Genomic DNA, 16,938 nt, shown 5'->3' on the forward strand with positions numbered 1-16,938 from the left:
GATGCCGGGAATGGAGTACTCGACCGTTAGCAAGATTTACGGGCCGCTCATGATCGTCCAGGGCGTCAAAGGTGTGGCATACGGTGAGGTCGTCGAGATAGAGACCGAGAGCGGGGAGAAGAGGAAGGGACAGGTGCTTGAGGCCAGGGAGGACATGGCAATCGTTCAGGTCTTCGAGGGGACTAGAGACCTCGACATAAAGAGCACCCGCGTCCGCTTCACCGGCGAGACTCTCAAGGTTCCGGTCAGCATGGACATGCTCGGCAGGGTCTTCAACGGTATCGGAAAGCCGATAGACGGAGGTCCGGATATAATCCCGGAGGACAGGCGCGACGTCCACGGCGCTCCCCTCAATCCCGTCGCGAGGGCCTACCCGAGGGACTTCATCCAGACCGGTGTTTCCGCTATAGACGGAATGAACACCCTCATCCGCGGTCAGAAGCTGCCCATCTTCAGCGGTTCAGGTCTTCCACACAACATGCTCGCTGCCCAGATAGCCAGGCAGGCGAAGGTCCTTGGTGAAGAGGAGCAGTTCGCGGTAGTTTTCGCGGCCATGGGTATCACCTATGAGGAGGCCAACTTCTTCAAGAAGAGCTTCGAGGAGACCGGGGCTATCGAAAGGGCCGTCCTCTTCCTTAACCTGGCAGACGACCCTGCCATCGAGCGCATCATCACCCCACGTATGGCGCTGACGGTTGCCGAATACCTCGCCTTCGACTACGACATGCAGGTTCTGGTTATACTCACCGACATGACCAACTACGCGGAAGCTTTGCGTGAGATTTCCGCGGCGAGGGAAGAGGTTCCAGGAAGGCGCGGTTATCCCGGTTACATGTACACCGACTTGGCGACCATCTATGAGCGTGCCGGCCGTGTCAGGGGCAGGAAGGGTTCCATCACCCAGGTGCCCATCCTGACGATGCCGGACGACGACATCACCCACCCGATTCCAGATTTGACCGGTTACATCACCGAGGGACAGATAGTCCTCAGCAGGGAGCTGCACAGAAAGGGTATCTACCCGCCCATTGACGTTCTCCCGAGCCTCAGCCGTCTGATGAAGGACGGTATAGGTAAGGGAATGACCAGGGAAGACCACCCGCAGCTCAGCCAGCAGCTCTACGCTGCCTACGCTGAGGGACGTTCCCTGAGGGACCTCGTCGCCGTTGTTGGTGAGGAGGCACTCAGCGAGACCGACAGGAAGTACCTCAAGTTCGCTGACAGGTTTGAGCGTGAATTCGTCGCCCAGCGCTACGACGAGGACAGGAGCATCGAGGAGACCCTCGACCTCGGCTGGGAGCTCCTAGCTGAACTTCCGGAGAGCGAGCTCAAGCGTGTCAGGAAGGAGTACATCCTCAAGTACCACCCGAAGTACCGGAAGAGGGAGGGCTGACCTCCCTTCAACATTTAGGTGGTCGAGATGGCAGAGCTTCTCAACGTCAAGCCCACCCGTATGGAGCTCCTGAACCTCAAGAGGCGCATTAAGCTGGCAAAAAAGGGCCACAAGCTCCTCAAGGACAAGCAGGACGCCTTGGTCATGGAGTTCTTCACGATATACGACGAGGCGCTCCAGCTTAGGGAAGAGCTGGGCAGGAAGATGGCTGAGGCCTTCTCTGCCCTTCAGAGTGCTGAGATAGACGTTGGAACCCTGCGCCTCAGGGAGATAGGCCTCTCCGTGAAGCCCAACAGGGAGGTCGAGATAAAGCGGAGGAACGTCATGGGCGTCCCGGTTCCTCTCATCGAGGCAGAATCCTTCAGGAGGAGCGCGGACGAGCGCGGCTACGCCTTCGTTTCCAGCTCGGCCAAGGTGGATCTCGCCGCCGGGAAGTTCGAGGAGGTTCTTGACCTGGCCGTCCGCCTGGCCGAGGTGGAGGAGACACTCAAGAGGCTCGCGAAGGAGATAGAGGTCACCAAGAGGCGCGTCAATGCCCTTGAGTACATCATAATCCCCAGGATGGAAGCCACCGTCAAGTTCATCAAGCAGCGCCTCGACGAAATGGAGCGCGAGAACTTCTTCAGGCTGAAGAGGGTCAAGGCGCTGATAGAGGCAAGAACCCATGCAGAGGGTTCGTGAGGAACAACCCTTTTATTTCCTGCCTTCCTTTTTCCTCCGGTGGTGACATGACCGAGAAGCTGTTCTATGCCAACGCTTACCTCTGGGAGGCCGGGGCCACTGTTCAAAAGGCTGAGAGAGACGGCAAAAACGTGAAATTGCTCCTTGACAGGACGATTTTCTACCCCGAAGGCGGTGGCCAGCCCTCAGATAGGGGGATTATAGTCGGCGAGGGCTTCAGGATAATCGTTGAAAAGGTCGATGGAAAGGACGAGATATGGCACGAGGGGAAACTTGAAGGCCGCCTTCCCGAGGCAGGTGAACCGGTGAGGTTAATCCTTGATGCCGAGTGGCGCTACGAGAACATGCGCCAGCATACTGGACAGCACATACTCTCCGCGGTCTTCAAGGACCTCTACGACGCCAACACGACGGGCTTCCAGATATTCGAGGCCTACAACAAGATAGAGATAGACTATCTCGGTGAGCTCACATGGGAGATGATTTTTGAGGTTGAGAAAGCTGCCAACGGAATCGTCTGGTCGGACCTTCCGGTTGAGGTGGAGGTTTACGAGGAGCTTCCCGATGAGCTCAGAAAAAAGCTCCGGAAGGAGCTCTCCGATAAAGTCCAGCCCCCGATAAGGATAGTCTCCATTCCCGGGGTTGACGTCATCCCCTGCGGCGGAACCCACGTGAGGAGCACCCGTGAGGTCGGTATCATAAAGGTGGTCAACTTCTACCGGAAGAGCAGGAAGCTGTGGAGGATAGAGTTCGTCTGCGGAAACAGGGCGCTGAAGTACCTGGACGAGCTTATGGCTGACTACTGGCTGAGCCTCGATGAGATGTCGAACAAGAACCGCCCGCTCGTCGAGCGCGTGAAGGAGCTCAAGGCCGAAATGGAGAAACTTGAGGAGGAAAAGGACGGCCTTAGAAGAGAGCTCTGGAGATGGAAGGCAAAGGCCCTGCTGGACAACGCAGAGGAAATCAATGGAATCAGAGTCGTCTCGTACATCGAGGACGCCCCGATGAAAGACGCCCAGGCCTTCGTGGTTTACCTCGTTGATAAGAACCCCGGCACTGTGGCCCTGGTGGCCGGCGAGAACTACGCCATATTCGCCAAGAACAGGGAAGTTGGAGGCATCTCGATGAGAGACCTCCTGGGGAAGGTTCTTTCGGAAGTCGGCGGGGGTGGGGGCGGAAGTGAGACCCTTGCGAGAGGGGGAGGGTTCAAGGTGAGGCCCGAAGAGGTTCTAGAAACCGCTCGCAGGGCTCTGAGTGCCCACCTTGGGTGATGCCTCCTTTATGGTCCTCTCTTTTGGGATGGTGCCAGGCTTTAATTGAAAGTAAAACTTTTTAAAGACTGTCGGAAATTTTTACTGTAATGCGTTAAGACTGTACGCACCTTCCTGCGGGGGTGTGCTTTTGTCCCTGCGGCGGATAGTAATAAGATATACCATAGTAACCCTCCTGGTCGCGTTTGTGCTTGGATACGCCATAAAGGGTGTCGTGGAGAAGAGGGCATACCTGGAGGCTATAGATTTCTTCCAGTACAATCCCAACGCGGGGAAGGTTGTGGCTGCGGCAGAAAAGCTCGGTATGGATCCCTTTGAATATTACGTTAAATACATCGCCCCTAAAAACCATCCCGAGCTGGGAAAGTCGAGCCTCAGGGTCGGTCTGGAGTACCTGGTGCTCACCTTTAAGGGCCTTCTCGGACCTTCCCGGGAACGGGGCTGGAGCTACCTCTGCGGTTTCATCAAGCCAAGCTGGGACTTCGTTTACAACACCCTTATTTTCCTCGTCATGGCTGAGGTAGCCGTCGTTCTTCTGGCACTTCTGCTGTCGTTTAGGGCCGTGAAGAGCGAGCGCTTCTCCGGCTTCCTCCAAACTGCCGCCAGAGCCTTCAACGGCATCCCGGTGTGGTTCTTTGTAGTACTCTTTTTCCTGCTCATAATCTACTCTCCCATTCCGTCAGATCTGGCGAACGGCCTCAAAGGCTCCGGCTTGAGAATGCTCGCCTATTTCGTCTTCCCCGTCCTCTCCGTGCTCCTCGTTGCCTCATGGGGGCTCGCGGAGGGCATAACGGTCGTTATGAGGGAGGAGTTCGGGCAGTTCTACGTTGAAGCAAAGAGGGCGATGGGTCTGCCCGAGAGTAGGGTGAAGAGGCACATCGTGAGGGCCTCCATAGTCCCGGTAATGCACGTCTGGCTCCAGAACTTCATCGAAGTACAAACGCTCGTCCTTGTCGTTGACTACCTCTTCAAACTCAACGGCCTGGGGACTGTACTCGCATCAACGCTCATCATAACCCCCGACAGCGTGTTTTTCTTCCCTGGGACGTTCGCCTTCGTTGTCATGGTGCTGGTCCTCCTGAACTTCCTGGTCTCGATGACCGTTGAGGTTCTCTCGATAAAGCTGGAACCGAGGGGTGGGAAATGAGGAGAAGAACGCTCGGCGCGGCGATATTAGTTGCGTTCCTCCTTTTCACGGCATTCTCTTACGCCACCCTGGATAAGGTCAAGCTCGACAACTGGGACAACTACATCTTCTGGGTTGACTACCCCCGGGGCGCTAAACCGGTGTGGCTTGCCGACTCGTCCAAAACCGTCGCCTTTAGTGGGACCCTTGACTACATCGTGACCCAAACAGCCCCCTCCAACATCCTGCTTGAGGGGGACGGAAGGGTGTCCATAACGATATTCCGCCCCGATGGGAAGGTCGTTAGACTTGGAGGGACGATAAACGGCACCACGAGCGTTAACTCGAACGTTGAGCTGGCACTCCAGGCGAGGCGCTTTGCCATTGAGGAGCTCGGAATGAGAAGGGAGGATCTGGCGTTCATAACGCCGACCCAGGCTCTGTTCATGGACGGGGCTAAGAAGCCCCTTCCCGGAAACTACACCGTTCAGGTCGATCCGGCGGGAGTTAAGGCGGCGATAATTGGCGACACCTACGGTTCCCTCGGCACGGACTACAAGGGAAGGGACCTGTGGGTGGGTTTCATCGGTTCGACTGTGAACACGCTGATCCTGGCATCTTTAACGACCCTGCTGATAATAATCGTCGGCCTCCTCCTGGGCATTGGTTCAGGCTATTACGAGAACCGGTTTGGGGATGCAGTTTCGGTTCTGCTGGAGGCCCTGAACTCCATTCCCTACCTCCCCCTGGCGATAGTGATAATATTCGTCCTCTCCTCGACGGGTTCCCACGGCAAGCTTGAGATGGGAACCGTCGAACTGGCCCTCGTGCTGTCCCTGCTCCTCGTCGGGAAGTTTGCGAGTGCCGTTAAGGGCATCGTCATGCACGAGAAGGTTCAGGAGTACATAGAATCCGCGAGGGCCCTGGGTGCGGGCGACCTGGCGATAATCGTGAGGCATATAATGAAGGCAGTCGTCCCCTACGCCCTCTCGTACTCCACGCTTCTCTTCGCCCAGATGATAGCGGTGGTTTCTGTACTCGGCCTCTTCGGGATAATCCCTGGCGTTAACTGGGGCTCCTTTGTGGCCGAAGCCTTCTCTCAAAACGCCATTTACACCCTCTGGTGGTGGCCGCTCTCTCCCTCTGTGGCGATAGTTCTGGTGAGTGTGAGTTTAACCCTGCTTAGCGGCTCATCTGGTTAGGAACCTATCCTCTATGCTCAGGTTTATCAGCACGAAGGCCATCGCAAACACCGCCAGCGCGGCTCCAATGGGAACCACTATCCACCACGCCATGCTGAAGAGCTGGTTCTCCGTTATCATGTTGCCCAGCAGTGTTCCCCAGTTGAATCCAGGTATTGCCTCAAAGAAGCCCAGGAGGGACACCAGCGCGACAACCTTCGGCATGACTATTGAGAACTGGTAGACGCTGTACGGCAGAACCGCCCGGGATACGTGGTGCCTCAATATCCACCACCTTGAGCCCCCGAGGCTTATCGCCGATTCCACGTACTCCTTGCCCAGCTCCGTCTCAACGAGCGCCCTGACGTTTCTCGCTATTTTTCCGAAGAGGAGCAGTCCCATCAGAAGGACGAAGCTCCAGAACGGCACCTCCAGATGGCCGCCATAGGTGACCTTGCCGGTAATCGGGACCATCATCACCATTACCGGAACGAGGGGCAGTATTGTCGAGAGCTTTGTAAGGGCATCAGTTACTGTGCCTGCGATTCCATACAGGGCGCTCAGCACGCCCAGAACAGCGCCGATGGCGACTGCGGTGAAGCCAACGGTGACCACCATAACCATCGTCTCCCTGAAGCCCCAGACAAAGCCCTGCCAGATGTCCCTTCCGGTCGAGTCCGTCCCGAGGATTCCGTAGACCCTCCCAAGTACTCTGACCTTCGGTTCATTTTCGGAGGTTATCTCAATGATGTAGGTGCCCTTTTCCACCCCATCTTTACCCATGAATATTGGATCTAAGCCCCCTCTGAAAATGAGATCGGAGTCCGTGTAGTTCAGCCCCTTGTCTTGGGCTATCTTTCCCATTACCATAAACATCATGCCGAGCCTTATCTTGCTCCTCGACAGCCCCCGGTAGAGAGTATACTCCCTGCCGTCGGGGAGGGTTATGTTTATGGTCATATCGCACGGGAACTCCGAGTAAACTATTATGTCCTGTGGAGCCTCGGAGTAGCGGAAGTCGTATTCGTAGACGTAGAGGTTTCCCTCGATTTTCGTGGGGGCCAGGTTCTCCGTTGGGGGCAGGTTTTTTCCAAAAAGGTTGATCCAGCTCGGCGGGACGAGCTTCGGGTTGTCGGCCCAGTACATCTTGTTGTTCCAGTTGTGTATTGCCTCCTCGTTGGCAAGGCTCGGTCCCACCGCTGCTGCTAGGAGGTAGAAGAGGAGTATGCTCGCGGCAATCTTTACCTTGTTGGGAATCTTTTTCATTCGCGTCCCTCCTTTCCTACCCTGGGGTCGAGGTGTATGTAGAGCGACTCCATAACAACGGCGTTTATGAAGTAGAACAGCATCATAACGAAAGCCGCGAAGAAGACCCCGTAGCTGTTGTAGCGAAATGCCACACCGTTCACACCGTGCCCCAGCCTGAAGGAGTAGGCGAGTATCCAGCCCACGCCGTGGATGTCGAATATGACCTCAACTACAAAGGCGCTCATCATGATCTCCAGGAAGTTGTAGGTGGTAAACGTCAGAAACGCCGGCAGCGCGGTTCTCAGGAGTTTCTTCATTATCCTCCTATCTGGCAGGCCCTTCGCCCGGTCGTACAGGACGTGACCTTCGTTGCTCTCAAACCTGACGAGGTTCCTTACGTTGAATGCATACTCCCATATCATCGCCACAACCAGGGTGAAAACCGGTAGGAGAAGCCCGATGATATATACAACGGGCAGGGAGCCTCCATCAATAGAGGTCCTCCGTAGGTAGCCCTCAAAGTCTATTGGGAGGAGAGATACCTTCCAGTACAGCATGTAGAGGAGCACAACGGCTATGAACCATGAAGGAATCGCCGAGAAGAGCGGGGTGAGGAGGGATAGGAGCCTGTCCGTCTTGCCGCCCTTATAGCCCGCCCTCAGCCCCAGATAGAGGCCGAACGTCAGTATGAACAGTTCGGTCAGGACCACGAGCAGAAGGCTCTTCAGGATGTATGTGTAGTACTCGTACCCGCTCCCCGTTTTTTCAAAGGGGTTGCTGAGGAAGTCGTACGCCACCTGGAGATGGTCTTTCATGAGCTCCCGTATGCTGGAGAGCCCGAGGGCGTCCATGGCCATTTCTCTAGCCAGCTGTTCGAGGCTGACGTGTTTTTCTATGACCTTTTTGACGCTCTCCGGAAGGTGGCTCACCATGTCAAGGTAATCCCCATAGACATCGCTGTTGTACAGCTCTGCGTTGATGTGCCCGAGGACGGCCATATAATCAAGAATCAGTACTCCGATCAGGAACAGGACTAGGTTTTTAATGAGCACTCCAAGGTATAAATGCCATCTTCCGCGCATCTATACCCCCTGTTTTACGTTGGTGTAAACCTTTAAAATCTAATGCACAGAAGTATTAACGTTGTAACACATGAACGTCTGAAGAACAGGCCTAAAATAAATCGTAACGGGGAGTTACAAATAGTGTGCACACGACTGGAGGTTAAGGGCATACCCAAGACCCAAACGTTGCAGTACAATCTTTCTCTGGAACTCCGGCACAATGGGCCTTGAGAGCTCCCTCTCGGCCTTTTCCCTGTCCATGAGACCGTATCTCACGAGCGCTGCTATCCTCCTCTGCTCAAAGCTGTGGCCGTGCTTCTCCCAGTACCTCTCAAGCGCCGGGCCGAGGACGAGGCAGTTGGTGGTGTATCCCGGTAGCTTTGGGAACTCGAAGGGGAGGCCTTTGAGGAGTTCAAGCCTCTCCTTCTCGGGCATCATGGAGAGGAGCCTTATCTGAACCACTCCCCCCTTCATGGGCCGGTAGGGGCGGTGTCCGAAGGGAAGCTCGTGGCCCGTTATGATGTACCGGTAGCCGTTTCTGAGGGCGTATTTGTGAAGTTTTTTCAGGGTTCTCCTGGAACAGCGCCTGCAGGGGGAATCCCCTTTGAGAAGGGCCTCGCGGAAAATGTCTGAGTAATCATAGCGCAGAACCGTGAACGGGACGTCAAGTGCCCTGGCAATCCTCTCCGCGTTTTCTATGGCTTCTTTCGCCATAAACCCGTGGTCGACCATGACCGCCTCCAGTTCCGGGACATTGTACACCTCCTTTGCCAGATACAGCGCTACCGTGCTGTCTTTGCCGCCGGAGTAGGCAACGATTGCCCTGTCAACTTTCTTCATAAGCTCCTCAAGCTCGGCGCGGATTTTCTGCCTGTTGAGGGGGTGCTTTAGGTAGACCTGGCATTCCCTGCAGATTGGCCTGCCGTCGATTATGTCTATCTTTGCGGTTCTCTCATCGTGGATGCAGAGTGAGCACTTGAGCATAGTGAGGGGAACGAAGGGCGGTTTAAAAAGTTATTTTTCCAGCTTTGGGAACTTTGAACGAAGTTTTCTGGGGGCTTTCTTGGCCTTCTCAACGGTTTCCTCGGTTTTCTTCTTCCCCTTTCTGGTTGTGAAGAACCCAACAACCGCTACGGCGTTCTGGAGGAGTATTCCGTCGTTGTTCCTTGCTATGAACCGGCCGAAGAGCAGTCCAAAGATAAGTCCGAGAACCCAGAGGGATAGGATGAAGGTGTTCGCGCTCACTCCGCCGGGGCTGAGGGTCACTGAGAAAGCCTTGTAGGCGAGCGCAAAGGCGACAACGAAGACCGTTTCGAGCATTATCGTCAGCTTAGTGGCCGTTCCGATTATTCCCAAAAGCCTGCTGTCTTCCGTGTACTTCTCTATGATCCTCTGGTCGTGGAGGCCGTAGATTAGAGTTTTGGTAATGTTGGCCCCGCTCCTGAAGGCGAGGAAGCCGAATATTGCCGCGGCCCCGGAAGTCCCCCAGAGCTTCCAGAAGGCCCAGATACCAACAGTGAGCCAAAAGAGGGTGTAGAGCTTTTCTAAACCCTTCTTTTTGTTCTCCGGTATCTCCAGCCTTAAGACCTTCCTCCATGTCATGCCGGCCAGGCTTCCAAAAGTCCGCATAAGCATTAGAACCAGGTTGATGAAGAGGAACGCGATGAGGAATACGAAGGCCAATATCTCACGTATCATAGCTATCCAACCATAAAAGATGGGTAATGGAATATTTAACGTTTCCTCCCGGTGGAGATACTCACGCCCGATTGTTCCAAACCAAATATGGGTGCTATCTCTCAAAGTACTCCCTGTAAAGCTCCCTCGCCTTCTCCTCTCCAACGCCCTTTATCAGCACCTTCCCGCTTTTAAAGACCACAACTTCCGCATCGCCATCCTTAAACCGGAGGGTGCCGTTTTTCATTGTGTATCCAATCCTGCGGGAGCTCAGTTTCATCGCGAGCTCTTCCAGGTTCAGTCCATCAATATTGAGCCTGAAGGCCCCGTCGCAGGTTTCCTCTATCTCCGCCCTCTTCCTCTTCACTATTGGGGCAACATCCCTCGCAACGCGCCTCGCGCTGAACAGCGTCAGCGGATCCATTGTCCGGTATATGGCCAGCTGACAGCCGCTTATACGGACGTCGATGTACCTCTTGGCCTCCATTGCCTTTTTCAGATATTCCCTTATGCTCTCGGCCCTGTCAAAATCCAGCCCGGCTTTTTTAAGCCTCTCAACGTTCAGCTCGTGAATCGTGAGGGGCTGGAGCATCATCTCGTCCACACCAAGCGAAGCGGCCAGCTCGGCTATCCTGGGTATGTCTTCGTCGTTTATACCTGGCATGAATATCGTCCTGACAATCGAGCGGACGCTTTTGTCCCTTCCGACTATTCTAAGGGCGTTGACGACTGCGTCGAAAGTGTCGGCGTTCGTTATCATCAAATGCTTCTCTCTCGTTGAAGCGTCGAGGCTTATCATGACCAGGTCAAAATCGAGCTTCTTCCACAGCTCCTCCGTCAAAAGCGAGCCGTTGGTCTGAAGGTCGAGCCTCGCCTCCGGAAACCTCTCGCGGAGCATCCTGTTTACTTCGACTATCCTTTTGCTGAGCAATGGCTCACCGTACTGGGAGACCGTTATGGCGTACGGCCCCTCCCAGCCGTAGTAGCCCGGCTTTGGGGCCTTCCCGAGCTTGACCGCGACGTTTGAATAGCAGAATATGCAGTCGTGGTTGCAGGCTGGGGTTAGCTCATAGCTCGGGTGGTGAACGGGATTTGGGTTGCTTAAATCAAGCCCCTGACAGCCCTGACAGTGAGTGGGGAACCTTAAGTCCATCACGAACTCCTTTAAGAGCCTCGCCTCCTTGTTCTCAAGGATCTGGGGCTCCACGCCCATGCTCCTTGCGAACTCCTCCCAGCTCATCCGCTTCATTCTCTCACCGGCCGAAACGGAGAAAAGGGGTTTAAAAAGATGATTGGTCAGAGCAGTCCCCTCAGCTGGAAGCCGTCGAAGACAGGGCCGTCTCTGCAGACGAGGTACTTTCCGAGGTTGCAGGAACCGCATACGCCGATTCCACACTTCATGTAGCGTTCAGCCGATATCTGGACGTTCTCATAGTTCATGACCCTGAGAACGGTCTTGAGCATCGGCTCCGGGCCGCAGGCATAGGCCCAGTCAAATTCTCCCTTTCTTTCGGCGAGAACCTCTGTTGGAAAGCCCCTCCTTCCGGCCGAGCCGTCGTCTGTGGTTATGATGACCTCGTCAACATAATCCTCAACGTCCATCAGTGCCAGCTCGTCCCTTGAGCGGGCACCATAGATGAGCGTGATACCTCCCAACTTTTTCCTGTTCTGCCTTGCGAAGGCGTATAGTGGGGGAATCCCTATCCCGCCACCCACGAGGGCTATCCTCTCCCCCCTGGGCTCGAAGCCCCTGCCGTACGGCCCGCGGATCCAGACGTGGTCACCTTCCTCGATCTCGAAGAGCCTTGATGTGAACGGGCCGACGCGCTTGACCACTATCAGGTCTCTCCACGCCAGGCTGAAGGGCTTCTCACCGACTCCGGGAAGCCAGACCATTATGAACTGTCCCGCCCTGAATTCCAGCTTCTTATCGAAGCGGAACGCTTTAACGTCCTCTGCAACGTTCCAAACTTCCCTAAGCTCTACCCTTTCCAGCATCTACCCTGCCCCCCTGGGGATTTCCTATGATTTCGTCCTCTTCCATGACGACGTTTCCCCTGAGAACCGTCATCACGACCTTCCCCCTCAGCTTTCTGCCCTCCCACGGGCTCCATTTGGCCTTTGTGTAAAATTCCTCCGGCTTAACCATCCACTCTTTCTTGAGATCCACCACCGTGAAGTCGGCGTCTTTGCCGGCTTCGAGACCCTTGTTTCTTATTCCAAATATTCTAACTGGATTCCCGTGCATCTTTTCCACTATATCTTGGAGCTCCAGCATCCCCCTGTTCACCGCATCGAGGAGAAGTGCCACCTCTGTCTCCAGCCCGGGAATTCCAGCGGCTCCGTTTTCCTTGTCCTCCGGTGTGTGGGGCGCGTGATCGCTTGCTATTATTGGAATCCGGGAAAAGTTCTCCCAGAGTGCTCTCCTGTGTTCCTCGGCCCTCAGCGGAGGATAGACCTTTAGGAGCGGGTTCCTTTCGTAGTCCTTCTTCGTCAGGAAGAGGTGGTGTGGTGTGACCTCGAAGCTGACCCACGGCAGGCTGGCTCTAAGTATGGAGCTTATTCCGCCCCCAGTGGAGACATGGCAGATGTTGAGGGGTTTTCTGAATTTCTCGGCGGCTTTCAGGGCGCGTTTTATGGCGGTTATCTCGGCCTCTGGTGGTCTTTCAGGTTTTTTCTGGATTAGTCCGGCGTCCTCGGCATGAACGCTGACGATCCCTGGGGCGCAGAAGTAATCGCTTTCAAAGTCGCTGGAAAAAATCCCACCCGTTGAGGCGCCCATGAATATTTTATAAAAGTCTGCCTGCGCCTTTTTGGCTTCATCGCAGTTACCGTTCAGGAGAAAACTTAGCGCGTAATCTGTGTATGCCCTACCGGAGAATGCCGCTTCTCTTCTCCGAAATGTCGATGAGTCGAGTACCGGTGGGTCAGTGTTCGGCATGTCAAAAACAGCCGTTATGCCGCCGTGAAGCGCCGACATAGTACCGGTTCGGATTGTCTCTTTGGAACGCTGCCGAAAGTCTCTGAGATGGACGTGAACGTCTATGAGGCCTGGAAGAATGACCTTTCCACGCCCGATCCTAACCGTTTCTTCTCCCTTTAATTCTCCGGTGGATATTCTGGAAATTTTGCCGTCAAGAACCCCTATGCTCCCGTCTATCAGTTTCCTACCCTTTAAGAATTTGCCTTTCAGGACAAGGTCGTACATAGCGCCCGCACCGGGATGGATGCTACTCTATTTTAAGTTTTTTGCATCCACACCTTCAATTGGGGAATAAAAATCGGGTGCTAACGATTTTTACGGCTTTCCCCAATCATATGTGGTCTTCTTAATATATTTGGTGGCTTTTTCTCAGTTATTGTTAAAATTAGAACATGACAAACAACGCAAGATGTCATTGAGAGACAGATAAGAGTTGTGAAATCTTTTAGGGCCTGTAGGTGGCTTTTCTAAAGCCACTACTTTTACAAGAACGTAACCCTTAAATAGGCTTTCAATGTATATCTTCATGCCATTATACACCATATGTGGCAACATTGCCAAAAAGTGAAGGAGGCAGTGGAGTATGAAGAAGGCTTTGGGATTGTTTATTATGGGTTTGATGTTGTTTAGTATTTTTTCAGTCCATGCAGTCAGCGCCGCTGACTACACCCCCAAGGACATACCCCTGAACAGCGACGAGGCCAAGGCCCGCTTCAAGGCCGACCTCCAGTGGTACCTCCAGTACGGCCACTTCGTTATCAGCAATGGTCCGTACATGCTCGTCATGTACTCCCCGGAGAACCTCTACCTCAAGCTTGAGAAGTTCACCGGTGCGAGGACCATCTACACCAACACCCTCCCGAAGGACGGTTATGCCGACGTCATTGAGTACCAGGGTGTCCAGAACCCCGAGAACGTTATCCTCCAGATCGCCAAGGGTGAGTACGACCTCGGTATGTTTGCCTTCGCTGCTGGAAAGTACCAGGGTCTTGGTGCCGATGTTCTCGCGAACCTTAACCTCTATAAGAGTGCCAGCTCCTACAATGAGTTGACCTTCAACACCTACCACGACCCGGACAAGGACGCTCCGCTCGTTACCGTTGGTGACCAGGTCTACTTCAACCCGTTCGCCATCAGGGAAGTTAGGTTTGCGATGAACTTCCTCGTCAGCAGGGACTACATCGTCCAGAACATCTACCAGGGTAGCGGTGCCCCGATGCTCGGCTGTATAAGGCCCAGCCACCCGGCCAACAAGTACTTCGAGCCGGTTTACAAGGCCCTTGGAATAACCGGCGCCGGCAACGAGCAGTTGGCCCTCCAGATGATTGACCAGGCCATGCAGAAAGCCGCTCAGGAGGTTGCCAACTACGGCCACACCCTTGAGAAGAAGGATGGAATGTGGTACTTTGACGGCCAGCCGGTTACCGTCAAGTTCATCATCCGTATCGAGGACGAGAGGAAGGAGATTGGTCTCTACGTTGCCGACCTGCTTGAGAAGAAGGTTGGCTTCAAGGTTGACAGGCTCCTCTGGGACAGGCAGAAGGCCGGTCAGGTCGTCTTCGCCAAGCCGCCGAGCAACTACGAGTGGAACATCTACACCGGCGGATGGGGTACCAGCGGTATCCCGAGCGTCTGGATTGACGACTACACCGCCTGGTTCTACGCCGCCTGGTACGGATACGTTCCGGGTGCAGTTGAGCCCAAGCACGTCAACACCGTTACCGTTGAGGAGGCACTCAAGTACATAGGCAACGGCGATGTTAACGCCGGTCTCCAGAAGATAGGCGCCGAGTACTACACCAACGCAGACAAGCTCGGTCCGATGCTTAAGTGGACCGAGGAGGAGCTCACCTACCTGCTGACCTACTTCGTTATCAGCAAGGATGCTGTCGAGGGAACCCCGCACATCAACGCCGACCTTGTTCCGACCGACCCGATCAAGATAACCACCAAGGAGCAGTACTGGGACCTCCAGAAGATAAGCATGCTCATAGGCCTCCTCGAGAGCGAGAGGGTCTTCATGATCGAGACCTGGGAGTTCTACCCGGCCAACAAGCAGAGGGTCGTTAAGATCGTCCCCGAGGCCAGCACCGGTATCGGCCAGCGCTGGAGCATCATGACCGCCCAGACTCCGGACAAGCACCTCAAGATCGCCCAGTTCGCCTCAACCGGTGCCATGTTCATGAGCGCCTTCAACCCGGTTGGTGGTCTGAGCGATGTTTACAGCGTCAGGGTCTGGAACCTTATCAGGGACTACGGTGCCACCACCAACTTCGACGGTATCGTCACCCCGTACAGGTGCAAGTGGAACCTTGAGCGCGGTGATTTCACTGTCCCGGACGATGCAGTTATCTACAACCAGACCCAGGGCTGGATAGCCGAGAACGCTGGCAAGACCGCCAAGGTTAAGGTTACCGTCACCTGTGACTTTGGCGAGTGGCACAACGGTGTTAAGGGCAACATCGACGACCTCAAGTACTACATAGCCTTCCTCTACACCTGGGCCTACAAGGACGGTGCCGACGACCCGTACTACGATGAGGGTCTTGGTGGAACCGCTGGAACGCTCGGCAACATCCTCGGCTGGCAGTGGACAGATGACGGCTACGTCGTCTACGGTACCTACGAGCACCCGCTCGCCGACGACATGACCGCAGGATTCTACGTGTTCTACCCGACCCTGCCGTGGGAGCTCTACTGGGCCATGGGAGAGCTCGTCGCCAAGAGCAAGGAGTACGGAATTGACAAGACCTACTCCTTCAGCAGCGGTGCCGAGGGAGTCCTCTGGCTCGACCTCCTCACCAAGGAGCACGTCGACGACCTCGCCAATGTCATGCTCAAGATCTCAGGCCTTACATGGGACGACGTAACTAAGACCCCCACGACCACTCAGCCGCCCACCACCAGCAGTCCGAGCCCGACCGAGACCACCAGCAGTCCGAGCCCGACCCAGAGCCCGACCGAGACCACCACGACCCCGACCGGCGGAACCAGCACAACCACCTACGTCGTTGTCGGCCTGGTGATAATCATCATAGCAGGAGCCGCCTGGTACTTCACCAAGAAGAAGTGAAGCAGTTTCGATCTTTTCCTTCTTTTTTGAAATTTTGTCCTCACCTCTTGGGGCTTTAACTGCGGGTTTCTGCAATGCACTCTTATGAAAATGTGCACATCTATGCAGTAAGATATATAAAGTCAGTTTTACAATGCTGAAAAAGATACATTAAACACGAGCAACCTACGTGGGGGTGAAAAAATGGGGTATCTCAAGTACCTTGCATTTAGAATTGTGAATGCCCTTCTTGTTTTGTTGATAGTAACCTTTATTATTTCAGCATTGTTCGTTAGGGTTGCCGAAGAAAGCAACAGGTCGAAGATGTATGAAGAACTAATGCTTTGGGAAAGAACTGAAGGTGCTAAAATCAAGCAGAGCCAGGGCCTTGAGGCCTTTGAACAGGCAAAGGCTGCAAAGCAGGCATCTCTTGAGGAGAAGTACGAACTGAACATCCCGTACTGGCAGAAGGTTTACAGAAAGGCCGTTCGTACTCTCAAGCTTGACTTCGGAACGACGAGCATGCCGATTTTCGGTACGAACAACGTCTCCGACATCATTAAGGTCGCCGTCCCAAGGAGTATCCTGCTCTTCACAACGGCAACGATAATAGTCATCATACTTGGTATCTTCCTTGGGGTTAGGGCTGCAAGGCACGCGGGCAGTGTCTTTGACAGGGGCCTTTCTATCTTTGCACTGCTCACGTACAGTCTGCCGATGTGGTGGACCGGAATGATGTTCCTCCTGATATTCGCATTCAAGCTCGGCTGGTTCCCGCTCAGTTCAATGTTCGACCCACAGCTCACCGGCTGGGCCCACGTTAAGGACGTCCTCTGGAAGCTTGCCCTCCCGGTGTTCACCTACGTCTTCGTCGTCTTTGGAGGCTGGGCGTGGACAACCAGAAACATCATGATAGGAACCCTTCAGGAGGACTTCATCATGGCCGCCAAGGCCAAGGGTGTTCCCGAGCACAAGATCATCTACGGCCACGCCCTCCGTGCCGCTGCCCCGCCGATAGTCACCATGATAATCTTCGCCCTCCTTGGATCGCTCGGCGGTGCAATCATCAGCGAGCTCGTCTTCAACTACCCCGGAATGGGCAGGCTCTACTGGGTTGCCCTCCAGCAGAACGAGACCAACCTCCTCATAGGGCTGACGTACTTCTTCACGGTGCTCTACCTGGCAGGAGTGGTTCTGGCTGACATGATCTACGGATTCCTCGACCCGCGTGTCAAGGTCGGTGCTTCCGCCAGGATGTGAGG

General features: G+C 54.7%; 13 protein-coding genes and 1 pseudogene. 7 read left to right on the forward strand and 7 right to left on the reverse strand.

What is annotated here, in order from left to right; genetic code table 11:
* Position 1: 1 nt before the first annotated feature.
* The 5 genes from A3L14_RS00735 to A3L14_RS00755 all read left to right on the forward strand — a co-directional run bounded on the left by A3L14_RS00735 (position 2) and on the right by A3L14_RS00755 (position 5,673).
* Positions 2 to 1,393, forward strand: a complete 1,392-nt coding sequence (locus tag A3L14_RS00735; RefSeq protein WP_055429956.1) for an ATP synthase subunit B — start codon at positions 2 to 4, stop codon at positions 1,391 to 1,393.
* 27 nt (positions 1,394 to 1,420) lie between these two features.
* Positions 1,421 to 2,074: a V-type ATP synthase subunit D gene (locus A3L14_RS00740; RefSeq protein ID WP_055429955.1), complete on the forward strand. Its 654-nt coding sequence runs from the start codon at positions 1,421 to 1,423 to the stop codon at positions 2,072 to 2,074.
* 47 nt (positions 2,075 to 2,121) lie between these two features.
* Positions 2,122 to 3,345: an alanyl-tRNA editing protein gene (locus A3L14_RS00745; RefSeq protein ID WP_055429954.1), complete on the forward strand. Its 1,224-nt coding sequence runs from the start codon at positions 2,122 to 2,124 to the stop codon at positions 3,343 to 3,345.
* Between the two features lie 130 nt (positions 3,346 to 3,475).
* The gene (locus tag A3L14_RS00750; protein ID WP_055429953.1) at positions 3,476 to 4,492 is read left to right on the forward strand and encodes an ABC transporter permease subunit; all 1,017 of its coding nucleotides are present in this window, start codon (positions 3,476 to 3,478) and stop codon (positions 4,490 to 4,492) included.
* Positions 4,489 to 5,673 (forward strand): ABC transporter permease, encoded by a 1,185-nt coding sequence (locus A3L14_RS00755; protein ID WP_055429952.1) that lies wholly within the window; start codon positions 4,489 to 4,491, stop codon positions 5,671 to 5,673. Before A3L14_RS00750 ends, A3L14_RS00755 begins: the two co-directional genes overlap by 4 nt.
* Here the strand turns inward: A3L14_RS00755 and A3L14_RS00760 are convergent.
* From A3L14_RS00760 to A3L14_RS00790, 7 genes and pseudogenes are all read right to left on the reverse strand, one after another.
* On the reverse strand, positions 5,662 to 6,918 hold the full coding sequence (locus A3L14_RS00760; RefSeq protein ID WP_055429951.1) for an ABC transporter permease: 1,257 nt from the start codon (positions 6,916 to 6,918) through the stop codon (positions 5,662 to 5,664). The two genes, A3L14_RS00755 and A3L14_RS00760, sit on opposite strands and share 12 nt — an antisense overlap.
* Positions 6,915 to 7,982: an ABC transporter permease subunit gene (locus A3L14_RS00765; protein ID WP_055429950.1), complete on the reverse strand. Its 1,068-nt coding sequence runs from the start codon at positions 7,980 to 7,982 to the stop codon at positions 6,915 to 6,917. Before A3L14_RS00765 ends, A3L14_RS00760 begins: the two co-directional genes overlap by 4 nt.
* A gap of 114 nt (positions 7,983 to 8,096) precedes the next feature.
* A complete protein-coding gene (locus A3L14_RS00770; RefSeq protein ID WP_055429949.1) occupies positions 8,097 to 8,948 on the reverse strand; it encodes a 7-cyano-7-deazaguanine synthase in 852 nt (283 codons plus the stop codon).
* A gap of 30 nt (positions 8,949 to 8,978) precedes the next feature.
* Complete coding sequence (locus tag A3L14_RS00775) at positions 8,979 to 9,662, reverse strand: hypothetical protein (RefSeq protein WP_055429948.1); 684 nt, start codon at positions 9,660 to 9,662, stop codon at positions 8,979 to 8,981.
* A gap of 331 nt (positions 9,663 to 9,993) precedes the next feature.
* Positions 9,994 to 10,890: pseudogene (locus A3L14_RS00780) on the reverse strand (radical SAM protein); the annotation flags it as partial.
* A gap of 47 nt (positions 10,891 to 10,937) precedes the next feature.
* Complete coding sequence (locus tag A3L14_RS00785) at positions 10,938 to 11,639, reverse strand: dihydroorotate dehydrogenase electron transfer subunit (RefSeq protein WP_055429946.1); 702 nt, start codon at positions 11,637 to 11,639, stop codon at positions 10,938 to 10,940.
* Positions 11,617 to 12,849, reverse strand: a complete 1,233-nt coding sequence (locus A3L14_RS00790) for a dihydroorotase (protein ID WP_055429996.1) — start codon at positions 12,847 to 12,849, stop codon at positions 11,617 to 11,619. The genes A3L14_RS00785 and A3L14_RS00790 overlap by 23 nt, the downstream gene beginning before the upstream one ends.
* 394 nt (positions 12,850 to 13,243) lie before the next feature.
* On the opposite strand from A3L14_RS00790, the gene A3L14_RS00795 reads away from it, so the two are divergent.
* A complete protein-coding gene (locus A3L14_RS00795; RefSeq protein WP_232473365.1) occupies positions 13,244 to 15,697 on the forward strand; it encodes an ABC transporter substrate-binding protein in 2,454 nt (817 codons plus the stop codon).
* Positions 15,698 to 15,880: 183 nt separating this feature from the next.
* Positions 15,881 to 16,936 (forward strand): ABC transporter permease, encoded by a 1,056-nt coding sequence (locus A3L14_RS00800; RefSeq protein ID WP_055429944.1) that lies wholly within the window; start codon positions 15,881 to 15,883, stop codon positions 16,934 to 16,936.
* Positions 16,937 to 16,938 lie beyond the last annotated feature (2 nt).

Source organism: Thermococcus thioreducens (assembly GCF_002214545.1).
Taxonomy (GTDB): Archaea; Methanobacteriota_B; Thermococci; order Thermococcales; family Thermococcaceae; genus Thermococcus; species Thermococcus thioreducens.